Consider the following 6559-nt stretch of genomic DNA (forward strand, 5'->3'; position numbering starts at 1 on the left):
CGGACGACGGACGACGGACGACGGACGACGGACGACGGACGACGGCAGGACACTCAGGCCCGGTGTCGGCGGCAGGCGGGACCGCCGTTCGGTCGGCAGGTTCCGATGCAATGGAACCACCGATGGGCCGCACTCCGCATCCAAGGCGCCGCCTCGCGCGGTCACCGCGGGTGACGGCGCCCCGGGTCGGGGCCGGGGCGCCGCCGGGCGGTCACCCCGTGGCCGTCCACCTCAGCAGGGCCGCGCCGAGCGACATGCCGCCGCCGAACCCGGCGAGCAGCACCAGGTCGCCCGCGCGCAGGTGGCCGCCCCGGTGGGCCTCGTCGAGGGCCAGGGCCACCGACGCGCTGCCGGTGTTGCCGTACCGCTCCAGCGTCCGGTGCGTGTGCGCGTGGTCCAGGCCGGCCAGGGTCACCAGCTCGCCCAGCAGCACGCCGTTCGCCTGGTGCGGCACGAAGTGGTCGACGTCGGCCAACCGGTGGCCGGTGCGCTCGACCAGCGTCCGGACCGCTCCGGGAACGTGCTCCACGGCGAAGTCCCGGACGGCCCGGCCCTTCATCCGGAAGAAGTGGCCGCCGTTCTCGACGGTGTCGTGCGTGGCCGGGTGCCGGCTGCCGCCGGCCTCCACCCCGATCAGCCCGTGCGCGTGCCCGTGCCCGGTCAGCTCCACGTCCACGAAACCGCCCTCCGGCACGGCACCGACCAGCGCCGCCCCGGCGCCGTCACCGAACAGCACCACCGTCCTGCGGTCGGTGGGGTCCAGGATCCGCGAGTACACGTCGGCGGCGACCACCAGCGCGTACGCGCCGGGCTCCTGGGCCACCAGGGCCCGGGCCAGAGCCAGGCCGTAGACGAAGCCGCTGCAGACGACGTTGATGTCGAAGCACGCGGCGCCGTGCGCGCCGAGTGCGTCCTGCACCAGGTGCGAGGTGGGCGGCTGCGGCGAGTCGGGCGTCGAGGTGGAGACGATGAGGTAGCGCAGCGCCGAGGCCGGCAGCCCCGCCTGCCGGAGCGTCCGTGCCGCGGCCTCGGCCGCCAGGTCCGAGGTGGCCTGGTCCGGTGCGGCGTAGCGGCGGGCGGCGATCCGCGTCTTCCGCTCGATCCACTCCGGGGTGACACCGGCCGGCCCGGCGATGTCGGCGCCGGTCACGATCCGCTCGGGGACGTACGACCCGGTGGCCAGGATCCCGGTCCCGCCCATCGTCACACCCGCGCCGTCGACGCGTACCGGCGCCAGGAGGTGAGCCGCTCGGCGCCGATCCGTGCGCGGGCGTCCGGGTCGGTCACCCCCAGGCCCTCCGCGGGCGCCAGGCAGAGCACGCCGACCTTGCCGATGTGCCGGTTGGTCTGCACCAGGCGCAGCGCCTCGCCGGTCTCCTCGAGGGGGAAGACGTCGGTGAGGATCGGCACCAGGCCGCCCTGCCGGAACAGCCTGGCGGTGTCGAACTGCTCCTGAAGGTTGGCGATGTGACTGCCGATCACCCGCTTGAGGTTCATCCACAGGTAGCGGTTGTCGTACTGGTGCTGGTAGCCGGTGCTCGACCCGCAGGTGACGACGATGCCGCCGCGCCGCACGACGTGCACCGAGGTGCCGAACGTGGCCCGGCCGACGTAGTCGAAGGCGACCCTGGGGTCCTCCCCGAGCTCGGCCCGGATCCTGCGGCCGAGCCGCTTGCCGTACTCGATCGCGTCCGCCGTGCCGTCCGAGTCGTCGCCCATGCCGATCTCGCGCCGGTCGATGATCACGTCGCAGCCCTGCTCGCGGAGGATCTGCGCCTTCCGGTCGGAGCTCACCACCCCGACCGCGATGCCGCCGCCGTTCTTGACCATCTGCACGGCGAACCCGCCCAGGCCGCCGGTCGCGCCCCAGACCAGCACGACGTCGCCCTGCTTGATCTGCGCGCCGTGGTGGCCGACCAGCATGCGGTAGGCGGTGCCCGCGCACAGCGTGATCGAGGCGGCCTCCTCCCAGGTCAGGTGCGGCGGCTTGGGCACCAGCTGGCTGGCCCGCGCGACCGTGTAGTGGGCCAGGCCGCCGAAGTTGGTCTCGTAGCCCCAGGCCCGCCCGCCGGGGCCCATCATGCCGTCGTCGTGCGCGCCCGGCTCCTGGTCGTCGACGTAGGCCGGGCTGACCATGACGTGGTCGCCGACGTTCCAGTGCCGCACGCCGTCGCCGACCCGGACCACCACGCCGGCGGCGTCCGAACCGACGATCTGGTGCGGCAGGTCGTGGCGGGCCGCGTATCCGCCCTGCCGGGCGAGCCGGTTCAGCGCCGTGAACGTCGAGATCGGCTTGAACATCGCCGACCACACGGTGTTGTAGTTGATCGAGCTGGCCATCACCGCGACGACCACCTCGTCCGGGGCCAGCCGGGGCATCGGCACCGGGCCGACGTGCAGCGACCGCCGGACGTCGGGGTCGGCGTCGCCGTCGAAGATCCCGACGTCCGAGGCCCGCAGGTGCGCCGCGGGGAACAGATCGGGCAGCGGGAGCGCGCCGAGTTCCTCCGGGGAGGCACCGGAGAGCACCGCTTCGGCCAAGATATCCATGGAAGAGTCCTCGCGTTCGCGAACGGGTGTGCGGTCAGCCGGTGGCGTCGAACGCGGCGGCGTCACCGACGTCGCCGACGGCCGGCACCGGGAAGGGGGAGGCCGCGCCGGGCCGGACCGGTGCGCCCTCGCGGCCGGCGCCGGCGGCCCCGGGGCGGTGCGGACGGCCGGACGGTTCGCCGGAGGACCGCCCGCGCAGGGCCGGCGCGACGCCGGCACCGGGCCACCGGGTGGACGTCGCCGTCCCGGTCGGCGTGTGCATCCGGCTCTCCCCCCGCTTGCCGTGCTCCCCACCCCGATCCTTGGGGCCGACCGTGCCCGTTCACACCCCAGCGTCGCCCCTACGGGTCCGACGCCTTCCGTGGGACCCGGGGCGCCGCCGGACGGGACGGCCGCCGGCGCCCCGGGACCGCTCACGCGGCGGGTACGAGCGTCACACCCGCCGCCGCCGCGAGGGCCGCGTCGGCGGCCTCGCCGGGTGCGCAGGAGCGCCGCAGGGCGGCCAGCAGCCGCGGGTCCAGCCGGGCCGAGGCGGCCCGCCGCCCCGGGTCCACCAGCCGGGCGGCCTCCGCCAGCCATGCGGAGGACGCCGGCACACCCAGGAACCCGGCCAACCGGGTCAGCTCCGCCGGGGCGTCCGCGACCAGGGCCTCGTAGGAGATCATGGTCCACTCCTCGGAGGGCAGCCGCAGCAGTTCGTCGGCGCCCTCGCTGACCATCGTGGACCACAGCGCACCGAACGCGGTGACCGGGATGTCCCGGCGCATCAGCCGCGGCAGTTCCGACGGGAGCGCCAGCAACCGGCCCAACTCCTCCGGGAGCAGCCGGAACTGGGCCTCCCCCAGCTCCCCCGGGGAGGCGACCCCGGCGATCCGGGCGGCCTCCTGGCCCAGCAGCATCTGCCGGAACCCGGGGTGCCGGCTCATCGACAGCGCCGAGTCGGCACCGTCCCGGGTGAGGTAGACGAACCTGGCCTCGGGGAACTGCGCCCGCAGCGCGGGCAGCATCCCCAGCGACCCTCCGGACCGCTCCACGGGAACCGGCCGGTCGAAGCGTTCGGCCAGGTGGGCGAAGAGCGCCCGGTACTGGTCCGCGATCGGACGGGCCGGCCAGCCCGGCACCTCCCCGGCCAGCTCGTCGTGGAGCGCGTCCGGGTCGTCGGAGAGCATCGGCAGCGTCATGTGGCAGATCGCCGGGACACCCTCGACCGGGTCGAACCGCCCGGTCCCGTACGGGTAGATCAGTTCGGAGACCTTGAGTCCCTCGGCGACCATGATGTCCATGGTCGGCTCGGGCTCGCTGAGCATCCGCCAGAACTGCGCGCCGTCCGGGGCCCCGTCGAGGTAGCCACGGCTGCGCACGGTGCTGAAGAGCTCGCTCAGGCTGAGCACCTCGGGGTGGGCGCGCAGCATCCGGGAGACCAGCGTCGACCCGCACCGGCCGGTACTGATGACGAACGTCGGAGTCATGGACCGTCCTCAGAGCGAGAGGGAGAGCAGCTGGTCGCTGATCAGGTTGATCACCGCACGCTGGTGCTTGGCGAGGTAGAAGTGGCCGCCCTCGAAGGAGCGCAGCTCGAACTCCCCGGTGGTGTGGTCGGCCCACGCGCCGGCCTCGTCCAGGGTCACCTTCGGGTCGCTGTCGCCGGTCAGCGCGATGATCGGGCAGTCGAGCACCGGTCCGGGCCGGTACCGGTAGGTCTCGGCGGCCGTGTAGTCGCTGCGGATCGCCGGCAGGATCATCCGCAGCAGCTCCAGGTCACCGAGGATGCGGGCATCGGTGCCGCTGAGGGTCTTCAGCTCCGCGACGATCTCGTCGTCGCCGAGCTTGTGCACGTTCTCGTCGCGGTGCCGGGAGGGGGCGCGGCGGCCCGAGGCGAACAGCGTGACGGGGGCTTCGAGCTGCTCGCGCTTCATCCGCACGGCGACCTCGAACGCCACGGTGGCGCCCATGCTGTGGCCGAAGAACGCCAGCGGGCGGTCCATCAGCGGGCGCAGCGCGGCGAAGGCCTCGTCGGCCAGCTCGGCGACGGTGGTCAGCGGCCGCTCGTGCCGCCGGTCCTGCCGGCCCGGGTACTGCAGCGCCACCACCTGGACGGTCGACTGCATCGCGTCGGAGACCGGGTAGAAGAAGCTGGCCGATCCACCGGCGTGCGGGAAGCAGACCAGGGTGACCTCGCTCGGTTCGTGGTGGAACCGGCGGACCCACGGGTTGTCGTACTCGACGTTGGTCATCGGGAGGAGGCTTTCGGTTCGAGAGGGGACGAGGGCGTGGAGGAGAAGGAGGAAACGGGAGCGGAGGAGGACGGACCGGGGGCTGCGGGGGATCCGGCCGACGCGGCGAGCCAGTCGTCGACCGCCCGTGCCGTGGTCGCGGCGTGCTCCTCCATGACCGAGAAGTGGTTGCCGGGGGTGTCCACCGTGCTGTGCGGCAGCGTCCACGACGAGCGCCAGTCACCGTCGCGCGACCAGCCGAACATGGGCTCGGTGGCCCGGACGAGCAGCGTGCGGGCCCGGATCGGGGTCGGCTGCCACCCGTGGAACAGCCGGACGTAGCCGCCCATCGCGGTCAGCCGGGTGTCGTCCATCGGGACGTAGCCGTCCTCCCGCTCGATCATGCCGGCGCTGAGGACCGGCTGGATGCCCGCGAGCGCCTCGACGTCGTGCGAGTAGATGTCGATGAGCACCAGCGCGTCCACGGCCGCGCCGGCACGCTCCAGTTCGGCGGCCACCGCGTGCGCGAGCATGCCGCCCGAGGAGTGTCCGACCAGCGCGATCGGCGATTCGCCGGTGTGCGCCAGGATCGCCTCGGCCTGCGCCGAGACCACCGCCTCCACCGTCGCCGGCAGTGGCTCGCCACGGCCGAACCCGGGCGCGGCGACGGCCGCGACGTCCCGCCGGCCGCGCAGGGCGCCGGCGAACCGGACGTACTGGTGCGGGCCGGAGATGGCCAGGATCGAGGGCAGGCAGACGAGGCCGGGCGCGTCCGTGCCCCCGGCCAGCCGCACCACCGGAACCGGCGCGGGCAGCTCGCGACTCGTCCGGAAGGCCGGGCGGAACTCCGACGCGGCGACCAGCAGGCCGAAGAAGTCGCCGCTGCGCCCGGTGGCGGAGGCTTCCCGGAACAGCGTGCCGAGGGTGCCGGCGGCCTCCTCCGGCGCGGGCCGGTCCCCGTCGCCGGGCGCGAACTGCCCGGCGAGGTGGGCCACGAGGGCATCGGGGGTGGGGTGGTCGAACAGCAGCGTGGTCGGCAGCCGCAGTCCGGTGGCCGCGCCGAGCCGGTTGCGCAGCTCCACCGACGTGAGCGAATCGAATCCGGCCTCCAGGAAGGGCCGGTGCGGGTCGAGGGTGTCGGACCCGGTGTGGGCGAGGACGACAGCGGCCTGCCGGGCGACCAGGTCGGCCAGCGCCTCCCGCCGCTCGTCGGCGGGCAGTTGCGCCAGCCGGCGCTGGAAGGCCGCGAGCGCGGACCGGTCCGGCACACCTCCCCCGGACCGGCCCGCCGGGGCGAGCCCGGCCAGGATCTCGGGGAGCGCCCCGGCGGCCCCGGCGGCACGGAGTCCGGCCAGGTCCAGGGAGACCGGGACGACGAGCGGACGTCCCTCGGCGAGCGCGGCGTCGAGGGCGGCGAGTCCCTGCTCGTCGGTGAGTGGGAGGACTCCGCCCTGGCGCAGCCGCCGCCGCTCGGCGTCGGTGAGGCTCTCACCCATGCCCGCGCCCCACAGGCCCCAGGCGAGCGACGTCGCCGGGACTCCCTGCGCGCGCAGCTGGGTCGCGTACGCGTCCAGGAACGTGTTGGCGGCGGCGTAGTTGGCCTGGCCCGGGTTGCCGACGACGCCGGCCACCGAGGAGTAGAGGACGAAGGCACTGAGCGTCCTGCCCTCCGTCGCGGCGGCGAGGTTGCGCGCGGCGTCGACCTTGGAGCGCAGCACCGCGTCGAGGCGCTCGGGCGTCAGATCGGCGAGGAGCGCGTCGTCCAGCACACCGGCGGCGTGGATCACCGCCGTCAC

At 74.4% G+C, this 6559-nt stretch carries 6 protein-coding genes; all 6 read right to left on the reverse strand.

The genetic code is table 11. From position 1 onward, the window contains the following. Positions 1-211 precede the first annotated feature (211 nt). Positions 212-1201: a 3-oxoacyl-ACP synthase III family protein gene (locus tag PUR61_RS23605; protein WP_329881371.1), complete on the reverse strand. Its 990-nt coding sequence runs from the start codon at positions 1199-1201 to the stop codon at positions 212-214. A 2-nt stretch (positions 1202-1203) separates the two neighbouring features. Continuing rightward, positions 1204-2550 (reverse strand): crotonyl-CoA carboxylase/reductase, encoded by a 1347-nt coding sequence (gene ccrA, locus PUR61_RS23610; protein ID WP_329881372.1) that lies wholly within the window; start codon positions 2548-2550, stop codon positions 1204-1206. Positions 2551-2584: 34 nt separating this feature from the next. After that, the gene (locus PUR61_RS23615; RefSeq protein ID WP_329881373.1) at positions 2585-2812 is read right to left on the reverse strand and encodes a hypothetical protein; all 228 of its coding nucleotides are present in this window, start codon (positions 2810-2812) and stop codon (positions 2585-2587) included. Between the two features lie 151 nt (positions 2813-2963). Then, complete coding sequence (locus PUR61_RS23620; RefSeq protein WP_329881374.1) at positions 2964-4019, reverse strand: sulfotransferase; 1056 nt, start codon at positions 4017-4019, stop codon at positions 2964-2966. A gap of 9 nt (positions 4020-4028) precedes the next feature. Next, on the reverse strand, positions 4029-4784 hold the full coding sequence (locus PUR61_RS23625) for a thioesterase II family protein (protein ID WP_329881375.1): 756 nt from the start codon (positions 4782-4784) through the stop codon (positions 4029-4031). Next, positions 4781-6559: alpha/beta fold hydrolase (locus tag PUR61_RS23630; RefSeq protein ID WP_329881376.1), on the reverse strand; the 1779-nt coding region annotated here is incomplete at its 5' end. The genes PUR61_RS23625 and PUR61_RS23630, both read right to left, overlap by 4 nt.

It is taken from the genome of Streptomyces sp. BE20 (assembly GCF_036322525.1).
GTDB lineage: Bacteria > Actinomycetota > Actinomycetes > Streptomycetales > Streptomycetaceae > Kitasatospora.